28 protein-coding genes are annotated in these 24693 nt (G+C 39.9%); all 28 read left to right on the top strand.

Annotated elements, in window-relative coordinates:
* Window positions 1-8: 8 nt before the first annotated feature.
* Window positions 9-800, top strand: coding sequence for a DNA cytosine methyltransferase (locus NSS75_RS09495; protein ID WP_338444372.1), 792 nt, complete (start codon window positions 9-11; stop codon window positions 798-800).
* The gene (locus NSS75_RS09500; protein ID WP_339237135.1) at window positions 778-1479 is read left to right on the top strand and encodes an HNH endonuclease; all 702 of its coding nucleotides are present in this window, start codon (window positions 778-780) and stop codon (window positions 1477-1479) included. The genes NSS75_RS09495 and NSS75_RS09500 overlap by 23 nt, the downstream gene beginning before the upstream one ends.
* A 56-nt stretch (window positions 1480-1535) precedes the next feature.
* A complete protein-coding gene (locus NSS75_RS09505) occupies window positions 1536-2549 on the top strand; it encodes an HNH endonuclease (RefSeq protein WP_339237138.1) in 1014 nt (337 codons plus the stop codon).
* Window positions 2550-2805: 256 nt separating this feature from the next.
* A complete protein-coding gene (locus NSS75_RS09510; protein ID WP_338444375.1) occupies window positions 2806-3381 on the top strand; it encodes a DUF1643 domain-containing protein in 576 nt (191 codons plus the stop codon).
* Window positions 3382-3607: 226 nt separating this feature from the next.
* Window positions 3608-4057: an ArpU family phage packaging/lysis transcriptional regulator gene (locus tag NSS75_RS09515; RefSeq protein ID WP_338444376.1), complete on the top strand. Its 450-nt coding sequence runs from the start codon at window positions 3608-3610 to the stop codon at window positions 4055-4057.
* Window positions 4057-4599: a site-specific integrase gene (locus tag NSS75_RS09520; protein ID WP_339237142.1), complete on the top strand. Its 543-nt coding sequence runs from the start codon at window positions 4057-4059 to the stop codon at window positions 4597-4599. The genes NSS75_RS09515 and NSS75_RS09520 overlap by 1 nt, the downstream gene beginning before the upstream one ends.
* Before the next feature lie 210 nt (window positions 4600-4809).
* Entirely contained in the window at window positions 4810-5373 is a 564-nt protein-coding gene (locus NSS75_RS09525; protein ID WP_339237145.1) for a DUF4145 domain-containing protein, read from the top strand.
* Window positions 5374-5627: 254 nt separating this feature from the next.
* A complete protein-coding gene (locus NSS75_RS09530; RefSeq protein WP_339237149.1) occupies window positions 5628-5906 on the top strand; it encodes a YjcQ family protein in 279 nt (92 codons plus the stop codon).
* A 303-nt stretch (window positions 5907-6209) separates the two neighbouring features.
* Window positions 6210-6803 carry a hypothetical protein gene (locus NSS75_RS09535; protein ID WP_339237152.1) on the top strand — a complete coding sequence of 198 codons (594 nt, stop codon included), beginning with the start codon at window positions 6210-6212 and terminating at the stop codon, window positions 6801-6803.
* A 144-nt stretch (window positions 6804-6947) separates the two neighbouring features.
* Window positions 6948-7286 carry a hypothetical protein gene (locus tag NSS75_RS09540; protein WP_038458292.1) on the top strand — a complete coding sequence of 113 codons (339 nt, stop codon included), beginning with the start codon at window positions 6948-6950 and terminating at the stop codon, window positions 7284-7286.
* 75 nt (window positions 7287-7361) lie between these two features.
* Window positions 7362-7943, top strand: a complete 582-nt coding sequence (locus NSS75_RS09545) for a hypothetical protein (RefSeq protein ID WP_339237156.1) — start codon at window positions 7362-7364, stop codon at window positions 7941-7943.
* A gap of 302 nt (window positions 7944-8245) precedes the next feature.
* Window positions 8246-8605 (top strand): HNH endonuclease, encoded by a 360-nt coding sequence (locus NSS75_RS09550; RefSeq protein ID WP_339237158.1) that lies wholly within the window; start codon window positions 8246-8248, stop codon window positions 8603-8605.
* A gap of 232 nt (window positions 8606-8837) precedes the next feature.
* A complete protein-coding gene (locus tag NSS75_RS09555; protein ID WP_339237161.1) occupies window positions 8838-9353 on the top strand; it encodes a phage terminase small subunit P27 family in 516 nt (171 codons plus the stop codon).
* A complete protein-coding gene (locus NSS75_RS09560; protein ID WP_339237163.1) occupies window positions 9350-11059 on the top strand; it encodes a terminase TerL endonuclease subunit in 1710 nt (569 codons plus the stop codon). The genes NSS75_RS09555 and NSS75_RS09560 overlap by 4 nt, the downstream gene beginning before the upstream one ends.
* Before the next feature lie 13 nt (window positions 11060-11072).
* Entirely contained in the window at window positions 11073-11243 is a 171-nt protein-coding gene (locus tag NSS75_RS09565; protein ID WP_162868971.1) for a hypothetical protein, read from the top strand.
* 4 nt (window positions 11244-11247) lie between these two features.
* Window positions 11248-12528 carry a phage portal protein gene (locus tag NSS75_RS09570; RefSeq protein WP_339237166.1) on the top strand — a complete coding sequence of 427 codons (1281 nt, stop codon included), beginning with the start codon at window positions 11248-11250 and terminating at the stop codon, window positions 12526-12528.
* Window positions 12491-13117: an HK97 family phage prohead protease gene (locus NSS75_RS09575; RefSeq protein WP_101514172.1), complete on the top strand. Its 627-nt coding sequence runs from the start codon at window positions 12491-12493 to the stop codon at window positions 13115-13117. Before NSS75_RS09570 ends, NSS75_RS09575 begins: the two co-directional genes overlap by 38 nt.
* A 38-nt stretch (window positions 13118-13155) precedes the next feature.
* Complete coding sequence (locus NSS75_RS09580) at window positions 13156-14451, top strand: phage major capsid protein (protein ID WP_339237178.1); 1296 nt, start codon at window positions 13156-13158, stop codon at window positions 14449-14451.
* A gap of 24 nt (window positions 14452-14475) precedes the next feature.
* Window positions 14476-14937 (top strand): collagen-like protein, encoded by a 462-nt coding sequence (locus NSS75_RS09585; protein WP_046160659.1) that lies wholly within the window; start codon window positions 14476-14478, stop codon window positions 14935-14937.
* Between the two features lie 17 nt (window positions 14938-14954).
* The gene (locus tag NSS75_RS09590) at window positions 14955-15257 is read left to right on the top strand and encodes a head-tail connector protein (protein ID WP_326980335.1); all 303 of its coding nucleotides are present in this window, start codon (window positions 14955-14957) and stop codon (window positions 15255-15257) included.
* Complete coding sequence (locus NSS75_RS09595; protein ID WP_339237190.1) at window positions 15247-15561, top strand: phage head closure protein; 315 nt, start codon at window positions 15247-15249, stop codon at window positions 15559-15561. Before NSS75_RS09590 ends, NSS75_RS09595 begins: the two co-directional genes overlap by 11 nt.
* Window positions 15561-15959, top strand: a complete 399-nt coding sequence (locus NSS75_RS09600) for an HK97-gp10 family putative phage morphogenesis protein (RefSeq protein WP_339237193.1) — start codon at window positions 15561-15563, stop codon at window positions 15957-15959. Before NSS75_RS09595 ends, NSS75_RS09600 begins: the two co-directional genes overlap by 1 nt.
* The gene (locus tag NSS75_RS09605) at window positions 15956-16348 is read left to right on the top strand and encodes a hypothetical protein (protein WP_339237196.1); all 393 of its coding nucleotides are present in this window, start codon (window positions 15956-15958) and stop codon (window positions 16346-16348) included. Before NSS75_RS09600 ends, NSS75_RS09605 begins: the two co-directional genes overlap by 4 nt.
* Window positions 16349-16362: 14 nt before the next feature.
* A complete protein-coding gene (locus NSS75_RS09610; RefSeq protein WP_229147544.1) occupies window positions 16363-16974 on the top strand; it encodes a major tail protein in 612 nt (203 codons plus the stop codon).
* Between the two features lie 65 nt (window positions 16975-17039).
* Window positions 17040-17417, top strand: a complete 378-nt coding sequence (locus tag NSS75_RS09615) for a hypothetical protein (RefSeq protein ID WP_339237201.1) — start codon at window positions 17040-17042, stop codon at window positions 17415-17417.
* A 199-nt stretch (window positions 17418-17616) separates the two neighbouring features.
* On the top strand, window positions 17617-22104 hold the full coding sequence (locus NSS75_RS09620; protein WP_339237204.1) for a phage tail tape measure protein: 4488 nt from the start codon (window positions 17617-17619) through the stop codon (window positions 22102-22104).
* A complete protein-coding gene (locus NSS75_RS09625; RefSeq protein WP_339237207.1) occupies window positions 22098-22937 on the top strand; it encodes a phage tail domain-containing protein in 840 nt (279 codons plus the stop codon). The genes NSS75_RS09620 and NSS75_RS09625 overlap by 7 nt, the downstream gene beginning before the upstream one ends.
* 14 nt (window positions 22938-22951) lie before the next feature.
* Window positions 22952-24655, top strand: a complete 1704-nt coding sequence (locus tag NSS75_RS09630; RefSeq protein ID WP_339237210.1) for a phage tail spike protein — start codon at window positions 22952-22954, stop codon at window positions 24653-24655.
* The last annotated feature ends 38 nt before the right edge of the window (window positions 24656-24693 follow it).

The raw sequence follows: 24693 nt of genomic DNA on the forward strand, positions 1-24693 counted from the left end.
ATGACAGCATGAAAAGCATCGAGTTATTCGCAGGCATTGGAGGGATTTCACTGGCGGCAGAGTGGGCAGGGGTTGAAACAGTCGCATTCTGTGAACAAAATGCTTTCTGTCAGAGGGTTTTAAAGAAGAATTTTCCGGGTGTCCCTATCTTCGATGATGTACGCATCTTGAATAGAAAGCTTTTAGAAGAAAAAGGAGTGATCGAACCAGGTGGAACAATTGACATTCTTTCCGGAGGGTACCCCTGCCAGGGTGAAAGTGTTATCGGTCAGAGAAAAGGGGAACAGGACGATAGATGGCTATGGCCTGAAATGTTCCGGCTTACAAGAGAATTGCGACCCGATTGGGTTGTTGGAGAGAATGTTGCTGGACACATCACAATGGGGTTGGACACAGTACTCTCCGACTTGGAAAGTGAGGACTACCAAACAAGGACATTCGTATTTCCGGCTGTCAGTGTCGGCGCGCCGCATCAAAGATATAGGACATTTGTTGTTGCCCACTCCGGCTGCCAGCCAAAATCACAAACCCATCAGACCTTTGGCTCCTTCGGAAGCCGACGGAACTCACGGGGTGATATTGCCAGGGGGCTTGGGCCATCAGTTTCCCCATCTTACTGGCAAATACATCAATCCCCAACTGTTGGAGTGGATGATGGGTTTCCCAATCGGGTGGACCGAAGTATAGCATTGGGAAACGCGGTAGTGCCTCAGCAGATTTTTCCTATTTTTTATGGTATAAATTATATATCTAAGAATAGAGAAGCTGGTGAACTGCGTGAAAAATCCAAAATGGAGTAGAGACGAACTAATTTTAGCTCTAGACCTTTACTTTAAATTGCCTTCATCAAAGATTTCTTCAACAAATGAGGAAGTAATCAAACTAAGTCAAATATTAAACCAGATACCATCTGGATTTAAACATAAAGATGATACTTTTCGAAATCCTAACGGTGTGAGTATGAAGCTCAATAATTTTAAGAGACTAGATCCTGAATCTAAAGGTTCAGGATTAGTTAGGGGGGGGAAATTAGAAGAAGTCATATGGAATGAGTTTTCAACAAATAAAAGTTTGCTTTCGGAAATTGCCAACTCAATTAAAAAAGCATTATGCCAACAAAACATACATTCATGGACTGAGCACGAAGAGGAAGAATCATTCCCTGAAGGAAAGCTGCTTTTTAGATTACATAAGTATAGAGAAAGAAATTCTAATATAGTCAAAGAACTAAAAAAGAAAGCTATGGAAAAAAATGAGCTAAGGTGTTCAGTTTGTGGTTTTGACTTTTATAGAACATATGGTGAGTTAGGGAAGGGGTTCATAGAATGTCACCATACAGTCCCCATTTCTAAATATCAGTTTGATGGCAGTAAAACAAAAATGTCTGATCTTATATTAGTTTGTTCTAATTGTCATAGAATGCTCCATAGAAAAAGACCGTGGCTGACAGTTAAAGAATTAAGACAAATATTAAATTAATTTAGATGAAAATATAAAGGTCCATAATAGGTATACAAGTTTTTAGGAGGATAAAAATGCTCTACTATTTCACAGCAAGTGATAAAGCAGCACAAAAACATTTTTTTGATACTATTAAAAATTCATATCACATCAAACCCTTATTAAAATATATGAATAATGAAGTTGTTAATAAATTAAAAATGAACAATTCTGATGAATATGTTTATATGTGGGGAGCAACTCCGGGAAAAAGTAATATTAGTCGTTGGAATAAATTAAAAGAAGGAGACAAAATTCTTGCTTATTCTAAAGGAGTTTTCTATTATTTCGGGACAATTTTTGCAAAGACAAGAAATCATCTATTAGCACAAGAAGTATGGGGATCTAATAAATTAGGCCAAACCTATGAGTATATCTATTTTATAAAAGACTTGGAACCAGTGAATATTGATACAAAGAGGTTTGCACGTTTCTTCGGCTATAAATCAAACTTTACTCCTCAAGGTTTTAATAACATTCAAAAAGACCTATTAGATACCAAAATGCATAGATACAGTGATTTAAGGGAGCTGATTTATGACCTTAATCATAACTTTTTTCTTTCTGAAGACGATGAGATAATTGATAGCTACCAGGAAGCTATAGATTCAGATTATTCTAAGATTGTTGTTCATTCAGATGACGTTCCAGAACCAAGGAAAGAACCCAAAAAAATAAATGGTAAGAAGATATGGCCGAGAAATCCAAAGAAAGCCAAAGAAGCAATCAAAAAAGCTAAATTCAAATGCGAGATTGATGCTTCGCATGAAACATTTTTTTCAGAGTCTAGTAAAAATCCATTTATGGAAGCCCATCATTTAATTCCGATGCATATGCAACATGAGTTTGAGGTTAATTTAGACAAAGTAAATAATATTGTATCATTGTGTCCTAATTGTCATAGGAAAATCCATTATTCAAATTCTGAAGATAAAAAATTGTTATTAGAAAAATTATATAATCAAAGAAAAAGGGACTTACAGCTAATAGGTATAGATATTGGATTAGGATATCTTTTAAATTCCTATGATATTTTTTCTGGGGTATAGAGAGGAAAAACTTTTTAAAGTTCTTAATCTAAGGATTGCAAAAATAAATATAGTCCTAGTCTAGGATGGAAAGTCTGCGGACACAGAACTACAGATATACCGCTGTTTTTTTCGGTGTCCTTAGGGATTAAACACAACGGTACAGGCCGGCCATGATAGCAAATCTGCTTTGATCGGGGCAATTTTTCATTCACGGTTGTAGCTTATTTTAAGATCTTCATAAGATATAGAAAAAAGAAATGATAGTAGCTGGGGGTTGAAAATCATTCTGCGTCAAGAAACGACTCTACCGAAAATTAAAAAAACAGAAAGTCAAATTACAAATCGTTCATACTATTTAGAGAAGGATGGTAAACGATATAGGTTTTTACTGGAAAAAGAATGGAGTATTACAAAAACAACAACACTTAATAAAAGTGCAACTGTTATATTACTGAACCCCCATAAAGCTAATGAGTTAATAACTGATAAGACAGTAATGAACGTAACTAATTTTGTGATCCTTGAAGATTATAATTCTTTAAAGATTGTGAACCTATTTCCATTCATGTCTAAAAAACCTGAAGCATTGGTGACAAATTCAAAAGAGTTTATTGAACTTAATAAACAGTATATAAAAAAAGCATGTGAAAATAGTGAAATCATAATATTAGCTTGCGGAGCTAAAGGTAAATATTTGCCTTTAAAGAACCAAATTTATAATGAAATACTAGTAGAGTTTAAAGATAAACTTAGATGTTTTCAAGATAAGGAAAAGAATGAAAATAGACATCCTAGAGATATGACTGATGAGTGGAAGTTAGTCAAATATAAACAAAATGGAATAGAGTAGTCCAAGATGGAAAGCCTGCGGACACTAATCACTGTACAGAAGATCTGTGCTTTGGTTGGTGTCCGTTTTTATTTGAGCGGATGGATGGCATGAAGAAGAGGAAGAAAAAGCCCAATAAAAACGCGCAGGAGCGATCTGAATAGTTTTGGCGGCCGGCAAGATAGGCAAACATTGAAAAGAGGCAAAGGCGGGGCTTTAAGACGTAAATAAACGGGAGGGTAAAAATATGAATCAATTAACATTAAACATTCCTCAGATTGACGAAGAAGCAACTAAATCAAAAGCAGAGAAGCTGCTGGATCAATACCGGTTATATCTCTTACAGGTGCCAGATGATTTTTTGCCAAAGGTTACACCAACTTACAGCATTGTTCCGCCGAGCTTAACGAATGAATTTCATTCATCGACGGAAGATGCAGCATTAAAGCGCCTTGATTGGGAGATTCAGCGTGACAAATTCTTAAAAAGGATTCAAAGGGCTGTTAACCGGCTTTCTCAAAGAGAACGGCAGATCATTGTCATGCTCTATATGCAGCCAGAAGAAATGTACGACTATGAAGTATATGCAGAAATGGATCTGAGCCAGCGAAGCTATTATCGTGTGAAGGCAAAGGCTCTATATCGACTGGCATTTGCTCTGAGAGAAGAAGTCTACAAGGAAGGGGCAGCTTCTTAATGAATTTTGTTCAGCCTATACGTGACCCGGAATGTATCTTCTACATCAAGAGGTTTTTAAAAGAGCAAAACATGAGGAATTACATGCTATTTGTGACCGGTATCAATTCAGGGCTCCGCATATCGGATATTCTGCAGCTGAGAGTAAGAGATGCTAAACGGCCATACTTCAATCTCATAGAGAAGAAAACGAATAAGAAAAAGAGAATCGACATGACGCCAGCTCTTCAGAGAGAATTTAAGGCCTATGTCAAGGGGAAAGAGGACCATGAGTTTCTCTTTAAAAGCCGCGAAGGAGTCAACAAACCAATATCCCGATCAATGGCATACAAGATTCTCAGGACGGCTGCTGAGTATGTTGGTTTAGATGACATCGGCACGCATACATTGAGGAAAACATTTGGCTATCACTTTTACAAACAAACGAAGGACGTGGCTATGTTGCAGGAGATATTTAATCACTCAGACCAACGGACAACCCTCAGATACATCGGAATCAATCAAGACGCCATGAACAACGCTATGAAGAAATTTAAAATATAACCAGGCTCATCCAAAACAACAAGGATGGGCCTTTTTCTTTGTGTTTTTCGCCAATTCCTCAAAAATAACAGGTGTGTAATTCATTTTAGGGATATTGGTTAAAAACAGAGAGGACAAGGGGTTGACTCAGTTCGACGAGTTGCACAGTATAAAACATATGGGTAATTCATGTGGTATAATAAATCCATTAAATTACATAGGAGTGTAATAATGAGACTACTTGGTTTATGGGAAAATTGTTCAGTGTTGGAAGGTTATTCGTATATGTGTGGTTATTGTGATAAGGAGGTGGCTCCGAACCGAGGATACTATTGTAAAGAAGAGTTTTATAGGGAATACGTTATAGGGATTTGCCCTAATTGTAATTTCCCAACTTTTTTAGCTCATTCAGGAGAGGAGCAAGTTCCTCCTCCAAGAAAAGGTAAAAGTGTTGATCATCTTCCAGAAGAAATCGATAAAATTTATACAGAAATAAGAGAGTGTTATTCACAAAATGCGTATACAGCCTCTGTCCTTCTGGCTAGAAAAATATTAATGAACGTTGCAGTACATTTAGGCGCTCAAGAAGATAAAAATTTTTATTATTATGTTGGTTATCTTGATACAGAAGGCTATATCCCCAAAAACTCAAAAGGCTGGGGGGATATTATTCGAAAGAAGGGTAATGAGGCAACACATGAATTGCCTGATATAACTAAGAAAGATGCTGAAGATGTGTTGGCGTTTACCGAAATGCTGTTAAGGATTTTATACGAATTTCCAGCAAAGATATGAAATTGGCAGACAAACGGCACAAAGATGGCAATATAACGGCACACCATTTTGTGTAAGGTGAGTTATTATGGTAATAGGTAATAATTTAGGAGCGACACTGCTAATGTGGGGTCGCTTTTTGATTTGTCGCTAATAGAACCATGTATTAAAGTAATACTCCGATTAAAGGTACTCTAGCACAAAAAGTTCGACAAATTCTGCAAATTGTTCCTTTATTCTTTACTTTCACCGATAATTAGGTAGAGGTGAGGATAGTGGATAAAGAAAAATTAAGATATGTCATAGCTAAAGAAATCTCGGAGGGGAATACAACTTTTTCTGAAATGGATTTTGGAGTGACCGAAGAACAATTCGATGGAGCAGTAAACTTCTTGAGTCGTGAAGGCTATTTAATTGGAATAAAGACACTTGAGGATCGTCCAGACCTACTTGCGCCTAAATTAACGGAGAAAGGCGAAAACTATTTAAAAGAAAATGGGACATGGTCTAAAGCTTACAAAACAATAAAAGAAGTCCGAGATTGGATTAAATAACGGTACCCTGCGGGGTGCTTTTTTATTTGGGTAGTTGCATACCACTGGTTCAGGTGCACATGAGCATTGGAGGAAAGGAACGTTTCAGGGGGAAGGGAAACCTATAAACAGTCTTAATCCCCCTTGATTTTATGTTCTCTATAAACTGCATCCGGTAAATCTAGGATAGACTATTGGCAGTTAACAGTATGAGTGCCGGGAGAGGTTAGAAACAATATTATTAGGCTGTTTTTTCAATAGGGAGGACGTTATTGTTTCTTAATTCCTTTTTTATGTATAATGAATAAAAAAAGGATGAATAATTTGGCTATAGTACCTCTCATTATAAGTAGTTTTGCAGCTCTTATATCTTTATCTAGTTATTTCTTAACACGTAAAAATCTTCAAATTAACGATGCTCCCCGTTTAATAGCTAGCAATATAAAAAAGAGACTCGAGAATCAAAAAGTTACTATTTCTTTTGAAGTGAAGAACTATGGAAAAGGGGTAGCTTTAAAAACCTTTTTAATTATCACCGTAAGAGGTGGAAATAAAAAGGGAGATCAACATTACTTATCTAAACCATTAGTAACTCTAGAACCTGAGAAAACAGGAGTTTTGGAAATAGTCTTTGAAAAAAAGGAAACAGAAGATCAAATCTCTGGTGCTATTTTGGTAAGTCAAGATTTTTTTGATAATTTTCATATAACAGAAACTAATTTACAATTCAACAACCAGCACTTGAAGGAGTTTAGTAAACCAGTTAAGCAGATTTCAAAAATATTAAGAATGTGTACTCATAGAAGAATAAGGAAAATCATGAACCTTGCAAGCGATCAAGGGAACACAGCTGTTGACAGAAACCAAAAAGAGCAAAATGAAATTATTGAAGAATTACAAAAAGTATTTCGAAAGTAAAAAATCTCTTATTACTTATTGTATTTCTTCAAATGGAATCTTTAAACCTTACTATGTACTTGTACTGACAAACATTCGACAAATTCTGCAAATGATTAAAATGAATTCTTTTTCGTCGATAAGTTAAGTAGAGGAGGTGACATAATGAGTAATTACCCATATACACATGAAAAGGGCAGCCTTGTTTATAAAAAAGAAAATTATATATTTCGCTTTCGTGGAATACATGCGGCTGAAATAGAAATTATTGATGTACCTGGGGAAAATGCGGCATTTGCATTTCACATTGAAGAGAATAAATCTTTTTGGAGTGAAGTACCATCTTATTTGCTCAAGAAGTTGCATTCGGGTTCTGATGAACTAAAGCCTTTTGGAGTTGAGCTGACTTTTTACAATGATAAAGACGCAGCAATACAAGTTGCTACAGACACAATCGAAAAAATTCTGAACAAGTACAAGAACCCAGGTAAATTAGATTTTTAATAATTTCTTTGAACAAAAAAAGCATCCTACAGGGTGCTTTTTATCATACAAATTATGAAGAATGAGGTTTAGAAGATGTACCCTATTTTAGTCGAGTTAGTAGACAAAGGATTTGATTGGAACATATTAATTAGTTTATTAGGAGCTTTAGGAGTTTTATACGGAGCTGTTACCGGGGCTAATTCATATCGTAATCAGAAAGATAGAGAGTGGGCCGAACGAAGTTTAAATGGTGTTTATGCTCCTCTTTATCAATTAATTTGCAGCCAAGAAAAATTTAGAGAAATGCTTTGGACTAATGATAATAAATTTATAGATGTCCCAGTTATATCTCATACTATTACAAAAAATGGTGAAGAAAAAGCAGGTATAATACATAGAGATTTTTTTATAGAGCAACTTGAAGAAACGGACAAGGGACTCGCTTCATCAGAATTACTAAGATTAATTGGCGAATATAAGGTACTTGTATATTTAGAAGATGCTAAAAAAGATGGCACTACACAAGAAGAAAAGGACTTGTTTGATAAAATAACTAAAGAAAAAGTGAAAGTAGAAATACTTTTGGTACAAGAAATAGTCAGAGGTTATTCAAAATTGAGGAAAAGTCTAGGGCGTAGGAATGCCCCTGATGTGGAGAAATATAATATTTATTAAAAACGAGTATTATTGGTGACCGTCCTTTCTAAATGGAAGGGCGGTTATTTTGAATGAGTATTAAAATGAAATTACTACTTCTAAGACAGATAACAATACTGAGATAGGATACTTTCTATGTGGTGACTGTGCAACCACCTTAAAATGGGCTTAGAAGAGATTACAGTTTAAAACCAATGTTAAGTAGTTGAAACTAGGATTGAGGAGAAGTAGTATGCGGACAATTTTATGTTGTCCAAGTAATGGATAAATATGCAGAACAATGATCATCCAACAATTAAGGAAATTAGGTGAATAGCAACATGCCTCCTAAACCACTAAGAGAATGTGCTGCCCTTGGGTGCCTCAGCCTCACCCGCAACCGATACTGCGACACACACAAGACGCATCAACAAGAAAAAACAAAACATTACAACAAACATTCAAGAAACAAAACAACAACAAGTTTTTATAAATCAACAGATTGGAAACGAACTAGACAACTTGCTTTGATAAGAGACAATTATCTCTGTCAGCATTGTTTGAAAGATCATTGCTTCACACCGGCTGACATGGTGCATCACATTGTGGAAGTAAAGGAAGATTGGGCGAAAAGATTAGACCTGGACAACCTTGTAAGCTTGTGTAACGCCTGTCACAACAAGGTTCATGGCGGAAAGTGAAAATGACCCTCCCCCCTATCCAAATCTCTGGAAAAGCAATGTTTGGAGAACGGCGCCCCCTCTTCTGCAAACAAACACCGCTTTTCAAAGTTCCGGAAAAACAAAATACCCTCCCGGCGAAATTGCCGAGAGGGCTTGGTACGACTGGTTTTGTTGTTAATTCCATCGTATCACGATTGGTGAAAAAAACAAGCAAAAAATGCAATTTTTTGATGTGAAATGAGGTGAGAACATGCCGAGGCCTGCAAAATCCGCGACGCTTCAATTGATACAGGGCAACCCAAATAAAAAAAATACGGAAGAGCTGGCCGCCCGGGCTGAGCACGAGAAGAAAATGAAAATGCGATCCGATAATATAAAACCGCCAACGTGGTTGGATAAGGTCGGGAAAAAAGAATTCAAACGGGTCGCTGCTCTATTAACGGAAGTTGAAATCATCACGGAAGCGGACATCAGCATGTTGGCTGCCTATTGTAATGCCTATTCGCAGTATGTATCAATTTCTAAAATTATTGAAGAAGACGGGATCATGGTCCATACGGAAGGAAAAGACGAAGACGGCAACCAGATTAAGCTAGTCGGTGAAGAGCATCCGTTATTAAAGCGGCAAAAGAATTACTTTGATCAAATGAAATCAGCAGCGAATGACTTTGGCCTTACACCGTCTGCCCGGGCAAAACTTGCTATCACCCGTACCCAGGAGGAGCGGGAAAAGACGGCTGCGGAGAAGGAGTTTAAAAACGTATGAAGACAATCAAACAGTTTCTCATTGATTACTCGCGCGATGTGATATCGGGTGAGATTATGGCGTGTGAAAAACACATTTGGGCCTGCGAGCGTTTTTTAAATGATGTGAGTCGGGAAGGCACAAGAGAGTTTCCTTATGTGTTTGATGATGAAAAAGCCCGCCGGTTTCTTTACTGGATGACCCAATTTAAACATACGAAAGGCCCTTTGCAGGGTGAAAACATTATGCCTGAGCCTATTCAAATATTCATCTTTGGCAATGTGTACGGCTGGGTGCATAAGGATACCGGCTATCGCCGATTTAAAAAAGTCTATTGGCAGGTAGGCCGTAAAAACACCAAAACGCAGAGCCTGGCTTGTGTCGGTTCTTATGAGGCAATGGCAAACGATGAATATATGTCCGAGGTTTACATTGGTGCCACAAAAACGGAACAAGCAAAAATCTGCTGGAATGAAATTAAGGCGCAGATTATGCAAGCTGACCTTTTGAACAAGCCGGAGAAAAAATATCGAATTGCATATGGAAAAATCGAGCATCCAAAAACTCAATCTAAAATCGAGGCGCTTTCCAAGGATGCTGGCAAAACAGGGGATGGTTTTAACCCGCAATGCGGCATTATCGACGAATACCACGCTCATAAAACCTCAGAGATTTATGATGTCCTGGCTTCCGGTATGGCTGCCCGTGCTCAGCCATTGATGCTGATTATTACTACAGCCGGATTTGAATTGAATAATCCTGCTTATCGTGTTGAATATGATTACGTGTCTCGCATATTGGACCCGAATAAGGTGGAACAAAATGAACAGTATTTTGTGATGATCAATGAGCTTGATAAAGGTGATGACGTAAAGGACGAAAAGAACTGGATTAAAGCTAACCCGATTGTCGCTGCCAATGAGCATGGATTGAATTATTTGCGCGGAGAGTTGGAGGTCGCGCTTGCCGTCCCGGAAAAAATGCGGAATTTCATGACAAAGAACATGAATATCTGGGTTAACATGCGGGAGAACGGCTATATGGATATGCAAGCCTGGACAGATTGCGGTTCTGATAAAATCCCGGATTTGAAAAACCGAGAGTGCTATGTCGGCATTGACTTATCAAAAACAATTGATTTAACGGCAGCATCTTTTATTTTTCCGTTAGATGACGGCAGTTTTGCTGTAGAGAGCCACGGATTTATGCCGGAGGATACATTCCATGAAAGAATGAAGACTGATAACGTCCCATATGACTTGTGGAAGAACAAGGGGTGGTTAACGACAACAGATGGTGCCGTTGTTGATTACGACTATATCAGGGCCTACATTAAGAAAATGGAGAAAGAAAACGGCTGGCGTATCAAGGAAATAGGTTATGACCCATATAACGCCACACAGTTTGCTCAGCAAATGGAAGCGGATGGATACACAATGGTTGAAATACGGCAGGGCGTAGCGACATTGTCCGAACCAACAAAAGATTTTAGAGCTAAAGTGAAGGCGAAAAAAATCATTCATCCTAAAAACGATTTGTTAACATGGGCGATGGGTAATGCGGTAACAAAAATGGACGCCCAGGAGAATATCATGCTTGATAAATCCAAATCAACTCAGCGTATTGATCCGGCAGCAGCTTTAATTAATGCATATGTGCGCGCTTCTCAGATTAATAATGAAGTTGATTTAAATGCTTATATTCAGTCAGCTTCTTTCTCTTTCTAAAGGTGGTGTAAGAGTGAAGAAAATATTGAAGGGCTTTCTACTCTTTTTGAATGATTTTCTATTTATCATTGGAGCTGCTTTTGTTCTGACTGCTGCATATCGTTTGAACGCAAACATCGGTCTTATTCTGACGGGTGTCTTTTTTATGTTTTATGCTGCGCTTTTAAGCAAGAAAAGGGGGTGATTAATTGTTTTTAGAAGGATTGTTTTCAAAAAGATCAAACGAATCTGACCCCTGGAACCTTGCTGATCCACCAGAGTGGATAGTTGATATGTTTGGTGGTTCCAATACGGCAAGCGGTGAGCGTGTAAGTGAAGCTACTGCACTGGTTCATCCTGATGTGTTTTCCTGTGTGAATGTCTTATCCGATGATATTGCTAAACTTTCGATTCATACATTCCAGAAGGTTAATGGAAATATCGAAAGCGGGATGCAGCATCCAATTGCTTCATTACTTTATCTTAAACCGAATCAATACATGACAGCTTTCACTTGGAAAAAGCTCATGATGACCCATGTTTGTACCTGGGGCAATGGATATTCGTATTTAAAGCCTGATAAAAATGGTTTTATTACTGATTTGCTACCGTTAAATCCGGCCAATACTCATCCCTATGTGGACCCGAATACAGGAATTTTGTGGTATGAAACCATCATTAATTCAAAAAGAGTGGAATTGTATGCTGACGAGGTTTTGCATTTCAAAGGTATGACTGAGGACGGGATTAACGGTAAAAGTCCAATAGGCGTTATAAGAGAGCAAGTCGGAGCTCAATCAGCTGCTACTAAATTTAATGCAAAGTTGTATAAGAATGATGCGACTCCCAGGGGTATCCTGAAAGTGCCTACCTTGTTAGAGGAAGGCGCGAAGGACCGAGCAAGGAGAGAATGGGACAGGGTAAATGCAGGGAGAAACATTGCCATTATTGATGCCGGGCTTGATTATCAATCAATTTCAATGCCTTTGCAAGAGGCACAATTTGTAGAATCAATGAAATTTAATAAGGCTCAGATCGCCTCCATTTTTAAAGTCCCTTTGCATAAGATCAATGAGCTCGATCGGGCGACGTTTAGCAATATCGAGCATCAATCTATTGAATATGTAAAAAATACACTTCAGCCGTGGTTAGTATCGTTTGAACAAGAGTTCATTACTAAGCTGTTTACCGATGATGATATTAAAAAGGGGTACTATACCAAATTTAATGTTAATAGCGAATTACGTGGTGATGCAAAATCAAGGGCTGAGTATTACGAAATTATGGAACGGATCAGCGGTTTGAATATTAATGAAATCCGAGCATTAGAGGAGAGAAATGCCATAGAGAATGGGGACCGTCATCTTGTTTCTCTAAATTACACTTTCTTAGATACGCTTGAGCAATATCAAATGAGTAAAGCAAAATCAGTTAAAGGGGGTGAAAACCAAAGTGAACAAGGAAGTACGTCATCTGACAACGAAAATTGAGTTGCGTTCTGCCGGTGAAGGCGAAGAGAAAAAGCATTTTATTGAGGGATACGCTTTGAAATTTGAAAAATGGTCCGAGCCGTTGGGAGGATGGTTTAAAGAAATCATTAGCCGGAATGCCCTGGATTCTACAGACCTATCTAACGTAGTCGCTCTTTTTAACCACCGTCAGGATTATCCCTTAGCGAGAAATACCGTTTCTGAGGACGTTGGGAGGCTGGAACTAGAAACAGATGCAATAGGTCTCAAATTCCGTTTTATCCCTACAGACACGTCATACGCGAAGGATTTAATGGTGAATGTGAGAAGCGGAGTCGTTAATCAGTGTTCTTTTGCTTTTTCTTTGGATTACAGAAATGGAGAGCCAGATGAGTGGCAGCATAATGATGAAGAAGGAGTTTATGAACGGCGAATTAATGCTATAGATAGAATCTTTGACATATCGCTGGTCACAACACCTGCCTATAGCGATACGGAGGCCGTTGTTAGTGAACGAAGCTTGGCTAAAGTGGAGGAGTTAAAAGAAATGCGTGCTGCCCCAATTGAAAAATTAAAAATGGAGCTAGAACTTTTAGACCTGACAATTTAGGGTCTATTTTTTATGTCCAATTCAAGGAGGAAATACGAATGACAGTTGCTATGACGAAAAAAGAACGTGAATTGAGACAAAAATTCACACAGAAAAAACAAGAGGCATCCATTCTTCTGAATGAAGGGAAGTCCGAAGAAGCCCGCAGTATGCTTGATGAAGCCAAGGCGCTGCAAAAACAAATCGAGCTTATGTCAGAAGAGCGTGGCTTGGAACTGCCGGCATTGGGTGAAGAGCGAAACTTTGTACCGGAATTTGAACCAAAGCCTGATGAAGAACCCGAACAGCGCAATATCTTAACAGCCACAAAAGAGTACCGGGATGCTTGGTTTAAAGTGCTGACCGGACGCAGCCATGATCTTGGCGAAGAAGAAAGAAGTATGATGCAGCGTGTCTTAAAAGAAAATCGCTCATTGTCTTCTGGGAGTGATCAAGACGGGGGATACACTGTACCAGATGATATTTCAAAAGAAATTCTGAAATCTATTCAGGAGCTAAACTCAGTACGTAATTTGGTTCGCGTTGTACCAAAAACTGCTCCATCAGGGAGCTATACAGTCCGAAAGGGTGTGGCCGGAAAACTTTATAACACGGCCGAGAAAGAACAAATCAAAGAACTGAAAAACATGGAATTTGATCAAATCTGGTATAACGTGAAGAAATTCGCCGGATTTATGCCTGCGCCTAGCGAGCTCCTAAATGATTCATTTGTAAACTTTGTTCGTGAGATCGTGGACTGGCTCTCTGAATCTGCTATCGTAACAGAAAATGATGAAATCTTTTACGGAGTAGGCGGCGAGAAGAACGTTGAAGGAATCATTTCTAGCGGGAAATTCAAGTCAATCAAGGCACCGTCTCTCATCACTATTAAGTTCTTGCGGAAAGTCAAAAACCAGATTAAACGAGGATACCGTAAAAATGCAAAATGGGTGATGAACACAGAAGCGTTTGAAACGCTGGCAAACATTGAGGATAAAAACGGCAGAGGTATCTTGGCTGAAGACCCTAGAAATGAAGACAATTTCCTTTTGTTTGGTCGTCCAGTTGAAGTCTATGACGAAATTGTTACTGACGAAAAAACACAAAAAACACACATTCTTTTTGGTGATTTCAAACGCGGCTATTTCATGTTTGATCGTCAAAAATTTGAAATCAAATCAACTGATGTGGGCGGGGATGCTTTTCTCACTGATCAAACATATTTCCGAGGTATTGAGCGTTTTGACGGTAAAGTTGTTGATCCAGAAGCAGCTATGATTGTGACTGATCTTGTTGTTGGAGAAGAGGCTCAAGTGGAAACACCATCGACTGAATCTGCGGACTTAGGAAAATAAAAAAAACGAAAGGATTGATCTAACATGGCAGATTTTTTAAATGAAAGTAACGGTGCAAAAACATCAGCAAGAGACAACGGATCAGGGGAACCGATTACAGATGTCTCTATCGCAGACAACAGCGAGCAAAATCCTCTCTATGTAAAAGGTCTTCAAGGCGAACCCGGCCCTCAAGGTCCTAAAGGGGATACCGGTCCGCAGGGACCAAAGGGAGACAAAGGAGACACTGGTCCTCAAGGTCCAAAAGGTGATGCTGGCCCTCAAGGTGAGCCAGGTCCCCAAGGTCCAAAGGGTGACAAGGGTGATCCAGCTGTTATCGGTGAACAATCCATATCACATGAAATGTTGCAGGAAAAATCAGTCCGCAGCATTAACATTGGAACGGGCAGCGTTATGATGGATCACTTAAATAGTGAAGTGAAAAACGTATTAGATGGGCTTCAAAAACAAATTGATGAGCTGAAACCGAACACTTCTGCTGAATGAAAGACAGGTGATGTCGAGTGACAGAAGAAGAAAAAATTGAATTAGAGAAGGCAAAAAAGTTCCTCCGGGTTGATGGTGATCTGGAGGATGATTTGATTTTAGACTTTATTGCATCTGCAAAAGAATATATTACAACTGCCACCGGTCTTACATTTCCGAATAACTCAGCACGGGCAGCTATGTGTGTAAAAGCTTTTGTGACACATTGGTATGAAAACCGGGAGATTGCCGGCACGACATCCAATTTGGACGGCGTGCTGACTATGATGATCAATCAATTGAAATATACGGTCCCCGAGGTGAAGCCTAATGCTGAATGATATGCGTTACAGGATTCAATTTCAGAAAAAGAAGCCCGCTGGCCGTCTCCCTGTGGATGGAAAGGAAAGTTGGCAAACTGTGATTGAATGCTGGGCTAAAGCTGAAGGTTTAAAAGGCCGAGAATATTATGCTGCAGCTGCCATCCAAAAGGAAAAGACAGTTGAATTTACAATTCGTCATCGTGAAGACATAGACGAGCATATGCGAATCATCTTTCGTGGAAAAGCTTATGAAATAGAGTCGATCTTGCCTAACTATTCTCGCCGGCATTTCATTACAATTAAAGCAAATGTGGTGAACTGATGAATTTTGAGCTGGAATTGAAGGGGTTTAAAGAACTGGAAACTACATTCGCAGACTTAGCCCGCAAGGACGAAAAAATCCATAAAGCAACCGTAAAAGCAGGCGGTGCTGTATTGGCGGAAGTAATCAATGATAATGCTCCGCGGTCAGCTATTGGGGGTAAGCACCCTCACATAGACGAGGACATTATTGTAGGAAATAGGATAAAGCGAGATGAAGACGGAGAAATATATGCGGTTGTCGGCCCAACAAAGGATACTAAATTCCGTGTTCACTTGCCGGAGTTTGGAACCATTCATCAGGCAGCAAATCCTTTTATTCGAAACAGTATGATTCAGGCAAATGTTAAGATGCTTGATGCTATGGAAAGGGTCATAAAGGCGGGGTATAAGCTATGAGTCTTTTAAACCTCATCGAAAGATCAATGCAATTAAAGGACAAGATATTTGAAGCGCTGGAAACCCATCCGGCGCTTTTATTATTGATTAATCCTGCAAATATTTATGAACTGGCCGTACCAGAAGGGGTTGGAAGTTCTCCTCCTTACATTGTGGTTCAGGAGATAGACTACAGGACAACTAAATGGGCTGATGGGAAGCCGATACAAGACAGCGCCGTTTATCAGATTGATGTATACCACAATAGTTCATGCGATCCTATTTTTGCCCCTATTGTGGACGTAATGGGCGGCCTGGAATTTCAGACAACGGTCCCTATCAATGAATTTTTACAAAAAGAACGGCTTATTCGAAAAGGATATCGGTTCGAAGCGAACATTTTATTATAATTGGAGGTCTTAAGATGCCTGAATACAGTTCAGTTACAGGTTTGAAGAATGTGAAATTTGCGCCTTTAAAAAAGGCGGGTAAATTTTTTGTTCCCACAGAAATTCTTGACTACGAATTTGCAATTAATATGAAAGTTGAAACAGAAACATCCACAGAAAAACAATATGCGGATGACAAACTTGTCGATCTTGCAGTTTCAACTGGTTCAACTAAATTAGACATTGAAATGCGGGATCTGCCAATGGAGATTCTCTCTAAATTACTTGGAATTGAACAGGATGAAAACGGATTGTACTTGTTTAAGAAAAATATCATTCCTCCATGGGTTGCTATGACGTTCCAAGGACCTAAAGCAAACGGCAAGTCTCGTCATGTGGGCTTGGTAAAAGGGAGATTCTCTTTGCCGGGTGATGAATGGAAAACAAAACAAGATAAAACGGATTTCCAAACGATCAAACTTTCAGCCGAATTCGTAGATAGAGAGCAGGACGATGTGTTCAAAATCGTTGCGGATGAAGATGGAGAGAAATTCGATCTAGATCACTTTTATAAGGCAGTTTTTGGGGATGCCTATCAAAATAAACAAGACACAGAAGAAAATGTAAGTGCTGATCTTGGAAAATAAAAGGGGGAGCTGAAAAGCTTCTCTTTATTCAGATAAAATCTATTTAACCAAAAGGAGGAGTCATTATGGCTCAGAAACATATTTCTATCAAATTGTGGTTTGAAGACGAAAAAAAGTTTAAAACTTTTATTGCACCGCGAACAAATACAAAGACACTTCTTGAAGCGCTGAGGTTGAATGCAGAAGCAGAAAAAACGGCAGATAATCTTGAAAAAAGCATTAAAACACTGGAAAAACAAATGCAGTTCATCGTGAGGATTTTCAGAAACCAATTCTCATATGAGAAATTGTTCGAAGGACTAGAGTCTTTTGAAGTCGGGAAAGAAGTCAGCCGTATTCTTTCAGAGGTAGCCGGTTATAAGGAAATCGAGGCCTTTGACCAAGATTTTTTGCAGGAGAAGACGGAGAAGAATACACCTACGAACGAGGAATCCAGCAAATAAATGAAATTTATTCCACACTGCTTGAACAAGGGTGGAAAATGACTGAAATAGATAACATGGACATTTACCATTACTTAGAGGTTTTGGCTGAAAAGAATAAACCAAAAATTAAAACGGTAACAATTGATCAAGTCTTTTAGACAGGTTCTCACCTGTCTTTTTTTATTGAGTTTATGCCAGGAAAGCGGGGTGTTTACATATGGCTCAACCAATAGGAAACATGGTTGTCAAAGTAGGTCTTGATGATACAGGTTTTAATCGAGGTATTGAAGGCCTAAAAAGGCAAATGCGCCTGGCAAACTCAGAAATGAAGGCGGCCGGCAGTATTTATAAAAATACCGGTGACCAAACGAAGCTCCTTCAGTCGCAAATGGAAGGGCTAAACAATAAATATAAGATTCAAGGCCGTTTAGTTCAAGAACACCGTCAGAGATATGATGAATTGGCCCGTCAAAAAGGAAAGGACAACCGCGAGACACAAATCCAAGCTCGGCGCTTAAATGATGCAATAGCTGTTCATCAAAATTTAGGAAGAGAACTGCAGCAGGTTACTAAAGAATTTGAAAATACTTCTGCAAGTGGAAAGCGAGCAGCAGGCGTTTTTTCTGTCTTCAAGAAAGATTCACAAGAAGTATCGAAAGAGTTAAATGCTGTCTATAACTCTGCGACCGAAACAGGGAAAGCACTGACAGCTATAGGAGCTGTTGGGGCTCTTGGCATCGGGGCAACTGTAAAGGCTGCAGCAAGCTTTGAAAAGGAAATGAGCCGGGTTGCAGCGTTAGCAAATGCAACGGATGACCAAATGGCCGCGCTTACTGAAACTGCCCGTCATCTTGGGGCCGTAACACAATACACTGATGGGCAAGTAGCTGAAGGGATGCAGTATTTAGCTATGGCCGGTTATAAAACCAATCAAATCATTGGTGCAATGCCTGGTTTATTGGCAACTGCGGCAGCTGGACAAACCGATCTAGGTGTCACAGCTGATATTGTCTCAGACATCCTAACTGAGTTCCATATCAAAGCAGAAGACACAAACCGTGTTGCTGACGTTATGGCCTATACGTTTACCAATTCGAACGCTAGACTTGAGGAAATTGGGCAAACCATGAAATATGCGGCTCCGGCAGCAAAAACCGCAGGCGTGAGCATGGAAGAATTGGCCGCGGCAACCGGGATCATGGCGAACAGCGGAATTAAAGCTGATATGGCCGGAACAGCATTGCGATCAACATTAACTCGTTTGGCTGCGCCTCCAAAGCCAGCAGCATCGGCAATCGAAGAGCTGGGGCTTAAAGTGACGGATTCAACTGGGAAAATGCGTCCGTTAGCGGACATCATAGGGCAAATCAACGAGAAAACCAAAGACTATACGGAGACAGAACAAATCAGGATTGCCAAACAACTTGCCGGACAGCATGCTCTATCAGGCTTCATTACTTTAATGCACGCTGGAAAGGATAAACTCCAAGACTTCACAAAAGAATTGGAAAACAGCGGCGGCACAGCTGAGAAAATCGCTGATAAGCAAATGGACAACCTGGCCGGTTCATTTGAATATCTAAAGTCGGCCACAAATAACGCTGTTATTACACTTGGAAATCAATTTATCCCAGTGATACGTGCTACAACAGACGTCATTACAAGTGCTGTCACATGGTTTGATTCCTTGCCTTCTTCTGTCGCGAGCACAATTGCCATTACAGGTGCAGCGGTCACTGTGTTCTCGCTCTTGGGCGGTGCGTTCCTGCTCACATTAGGTTCTATTCCTAAAATGGCTGCAGGGTGGAATATGCTGCGCACAGCAGGAGCCTATCTAACTGGAAATGTGAACCGTGCTTCTACAAGTCTAACCGTTTATTCTGCTGAGGCGATTGCAGCCGGAACAGCTTCAAGAACAGCGGCAGCGGGGATGGCTGTCACTTCAACAGCGGCGGCAGCAGCATCCACAAGAATGGACCGTTTCCATCAAACCTCTGCACTTGCCACAACCAGGGTAGGACGGCTTGAACAAACTACAACCAGAAGCGCAAGAGCGATGAGTGGCCTTAGTGGCGCTTCCCGTGTAGCAGGCCTTGGCTTGAGCTTGTTTGGCGGACCAGTTGGAACGATCGCCGGATTAATCCTTTCTTTTGCTCCTGAACTGCTTAAGTTCGGTTCAGGGATCATCAAAGCTGGAGTGAATGCAGTAAAAGGCGCTGGCGGGTTTATGCAGCTTGCGAAAAGTGGGTTTGGTCTTTTTAACATTCTAAAAAAAGGTGCCGGGATTGTTGGTCTTTTGCGCGGTGGACTTAGTTTACTTGGGGGACCGATCGGAATAGCTGTTACTGGTGTCACCCTTCTAGCTGATGCGGGATTTAAGTATTATGACAACTTGAAAAAAAGGGTGCTGCCGGCAACAATCGACTTTGGTGATAAGGTTTCTGAATCTACTTCAAAAGCGATTAATGCCTATGAAGATATGAATACCAAAGTCGGTGCCAAGCTGAATTATTACTATTTAACCAACAAAAAGATCACGAAAAAAATCGCTGATAACATGTCCAGTGAGTATGAAAAGATGGGTCAAACCATTCTTGATGGCTATCAAAAGAGCACTGATAAATCTTTGAAAGTGTTAAGTGATTTTTATGCTTCTAATAAAGAAATGTCAGAGAAAGAGAAGACAGAAACATTACAGAATATCAAAGACAACAATAAGGACAAGCATAAAGAAATATCCGGATATACTAAGCGCATCAAAAAGATTTGGGAAAATGCTGCTAAAGATCACCGAGATATTACAGATGGCGAACGTAAGGAAATAGAACAGATTATAAAGAAAATGAATAGCCATGTTGAATCTGCTCTTACTAAAAGTAAAGAGGAGCAGACAATTATCGCCGGAAAATTAAAAGACAACAAAACTCAACTTTCTGCAAAAGAAGCAGCTGCCACAGTTAAAAACAGCAAAAAAGCAAAAGACAATGTGGTCAAAAATGCTGAAAAGCAATATAAAGAAGTGGTGAAAAACGCTGATCTTGAGTATTACGTCAAGGGTTCAATCACTAAAAAACAGCATGATGATACAGTTAGCTCTGCGAAGAGCCAAAAAGATCAGGTTGTGAAACAGGCTGAAAAAACTCATAAAGGCGTAGTCAGTGAAGCGAAAATGCAGGCTGCCGGGCATTTAGAAGAAGTAGATTGGGAGACTGGGGAAGTGCTCGGGAAATGGGATACTTTTCTCGTTGATCTAGCAGGTGTTGTCAATAAAATTACCGGCGGGATCAATACTGTTCTTGAGTTCATGCACATTCCTACAATTCCTGAATGGAAGCCTAAAGGATACAGCGGAAACTCTGAAATGCAAGTAGCGCCAGGCAGGGCCTATGCAAAAGGGACAGACTTTCATCCAGGTGGAAGGGCATTAGTCGGTGAAGAAGGATTTGAGCTTGCTCATACACCAGGCATCGGAACGTATGTGGTTGGAATGGGCGGCCCGCAGGTTTGGGATTTACCGCGTGGTACATCGGTTCTCCCACATAGTCAGTCAAAAGAAGTTATGGCAACCGGTCTTCCTGGTTATGCAGGCGGTGTCGGCAGCTTCTTCAAAGACGCCCTTAATGGCTCAAAAAAGCTTGTGAAAGGAGCCATTTCAGCAGGGAAAGGCGTTGTCAATAAAGCGAAAGATGTTGCCTCGGGTGCTATGGAAATGATCCTGAACGGTCCTGAAAAAATGATTAAGAACTTGTTTAAAGGCTTTATCCCTTTTAAGTCAGGCAAAGGTGTGGACTCACTAGGAACTGGTATCCTCCAAACATTAAAAAATGGAGCTGGTCAGTTTTTAAAAAGCATTCTTCCGGATGCCGGGCTTTTCACAGCAGATGCATATAAGGGAGCAACAGGATCTGCCCAGGTTCAAAAATGGGTAGCGGAAGCTGTTGGCATTGCTGGCGTACCATTTTCATGGGTTCCTGGCCTGATCACCATTGCAATGAAAGAGTCTGGCGGAAATCCCAATGCAATAAACCTTACTGACTCAAATGCAAGAGCCGGTCATCCTTCTCGTGGGCTGATGCAGACAATTCCAAGTACGTTTTCATCCAATGCGTTTCCTGGACACAATAACATTTTGAATCCGGTAGATAACATTTTGGCTGCAATCAATTACATTAAAGGTCGCTATGGGGATATTTCCAATCATCCAGGATTGAAATCAATGGCTCGCGGCGGCCCGTATGTGGGTTACGCAAAAGGAGGAACTTCACCAGGGCGCGGCGGCTCTAAATGGGCGATTCTAAACGAACGGGGCTTTGATGAGACCACGATTACAACAGACCCGACGTATCGGGAACGTAACATCGGTTTATGGGCGCGAGTAGGCCGTGAGCTTGGTGTTCTTCCGTCACTTCAACAAGGGATGATTTCAAAAGCCCTTGTGTTGCTTCAAAAAGCTTCAATGGCTACAGCTGACAAAGCGCCACAGACCAATGTAAATGTTGACATGAGCCGTGTGGTTGAGAATCAAGAGAAGCAAATCAGCATGATGAGCCAGCAAATAGATGCTCTTCAGCAAAACATTCAGCTTTTGCAACAGCTTGTTTTGAAAGACAATCACACGTATATAGACGGGACAAGACTGGATCAAACCAGTGCAGACCGATATAACAAAAAACGTTATAGAAACGGGGGTAAGCCTGCATGGTAAAACTGTTTATTGATTTTAATAATGGACTAGGGGAGCAGAGCCTTGACAGCTTACTCCCTCATTTTGAAGTATTAAGCTTTTTGCCGGAAGCGCCAAATATTAAAAGAGAAACAATTACGATGCATCGGCGGCACGGTCAGATTTTGCCGCAACATCCACGCGATGTGACTTATGGGGAAAGAAAGATAAATGTTGAGATTTATTTGAATGCGCTCAAGCATGAGAATTTTTATATGTATCGGCATCAGCTATATGCCCTATTGGTTAAGCCGTTTCCTTATTACATTTCTTCTGATCTTTGGCCGAATCGGCGTTTCCTTGTCACGTGTGATGGGAATTTCAGCATTCCAAAAGAGAAGGAGAAAACCTTCAACGATTTCTCTGTTGAGTTCACTAATACTACTGGTATGGCGGAAACAACTTTTACAACAAAAGATAAGCAGTATTTCACTAGAGCAAAGCGGACTTTTGGTATGAACATCCCGTCTAATGACCAGTTGGACTATTCTTTTAAGAATCAGAAACGTTTCTCTGTGTTTAATCCCGGTGACGTACAGTTAAATCCAATGGACCATGATTACAATGTCCTGTTAAATGCTGCAGGTAAAAATGTAACGTTGATCAATCATACAAATGACGAAAAGCTTACGATTGAACAGGAACTAAAGAAAAGTCAGCAGGTTTCTTTTCTCAAACAATATACAATCATTAATAACACGCCGATTAAAACATCTGGCCGGCTGCCGAGTCTTGAAATAGGATGGAATGAGTTTGAAGTTCAGAACACAAGTGACTTCACAATCCAATTCGATACTCGGCTTTATTATTTGTAAGAGGTGGTGGTTTTTTGGCTAAAGAAGATTTCATTAAACAAATAGCCGCCGACGCTCAAAGAGTTTATAAAAACCATCAAATTCTTGCTTCGTTAATCATTGCCCAGGGCTGTCTTGAGAGTGCATGGGGAACAAGTGAACTTGCAACAAAAGGACACAACCTATTCGGCATGAAAGGCGAGTATAAGGGAAAATATGTCACAATGATGACATGGGAAGTCATTAACGGTGAAAATGTTCAGGTTCCGGCAAAGTTTCGAAAATATCCCTCTTGGAAAGAGTCGATTGACGACTTAGCTAACCTGTATCTCAATGGTGTAAGCTGGGATAAAAATCATTACAGGGCGGTTGTCGGAGAGACAGATTATCAAAAAGCTACAGCTACGCTCGTAAAAGCTGGATATGCAACTGATCCAAATTATGCAACAAAGCTCAATAGCATTATTTTCACGTATAAATTAACCAAATACGATACAACTGAGGGGCTGCCCGACAATCCGGATGAACCTAGTAATCCTGATCCGATCGTAGATCTGCCGAGCAAAGAGTATGACGGAAAAGATATCACGCTAAATCATAGCCTTCCTAAAGATGTATATTTTCCAAAGCTGCATGTGGCGAGTCAGGACGATTCACAAGCTATTGAAGTCATAGGCGCTGACCCGGACTTATTAGACGATACGACAGGGAAAAAGGACATTGAATTCACGATTACACGGACAGCTGATAATGGCACAGAATACGACTTGCTTGTGAATGACAACATTCTTTATCTTGATGAGAAAAAATTTAATCATCAAAAGTATTTCATCACAGATATTGAAATTAACCAGGAAGGGACGCTTTCGAAAAAAGTAACAGCAAGCCACGTCTACGTTGTGACACTAAACAATCACTATGTGGAAGATACGATCAGTGGGACGTTTACCGTCAGGAAGATGCTTGATTTTGTTTTTAAGGGCACAAAATTAAGGTACATCTTTATGGACAAAGAAAGTGAGTTCTCTAGCGTTGAACAAGAGAATTTTGGTGACAGATTCGGAAATGATCTAATGGATGAAATTGTGGAAGACTATGGTTTAGAATTAGATGTCGATAATTATAAAGTCTACGTGTATAAGAAAATGGGCAAACGAATAAATCATACACTTGATACTCGATATAATATGCCTGGTATCACAATCAAAACCTCTACTCAAGGGTGTTCCACAAGAGCGAGGGGTTTTGGTGCAATTAAAGAAAACAGCAGCACAGACAGCAAAAAAACGGAGTATGTTTTTGAACCGGTATTGTACAAGCATCCTGACGAAGATAAATTTTTGATTGATGGTATGCCAAGATGGGCGGAACCATTGCGGGATGAAAAATATAAAAAAGAGTCCAGTATGTTAGCCGCGTTGAAAAAGTACGTCAATCCATATCCACAGACGGAAATAGAAGTAGATTATGAATACATCTACGAGCCAAAGCTTTTAAAGATACAAGAGGATTTCTGGAAGGGTGACACACTGCATATTTTGGCTGACACATCATATGGCGTGACTTACGAAGATGATGTCCGTCTTTTGGCCATTCAATATAAACCATTGAATCCTTACGCAAAGCCGACACTGACATTTGCCAATTTCCGAAAAGATATTCAAGACATTCGGATGGAGCAAGAGAAGAGATTGAAAGATCAAAAGCGATATATGCAAAAACTAAGAATGATGATATGAGCACTCTTACCAGGGTGCTTTTTTGTGTTGTTCTTGAA

The organism is Bacillus sp. FSL K6-1012, assembly GCF_037964915.1.
Taxonomy (GTDB): domain Bacteria; phylum Bacillota; class Bacilli; order Bacillales; family Bacillaceae; genus Bacillus; species Bacillus halotolerans.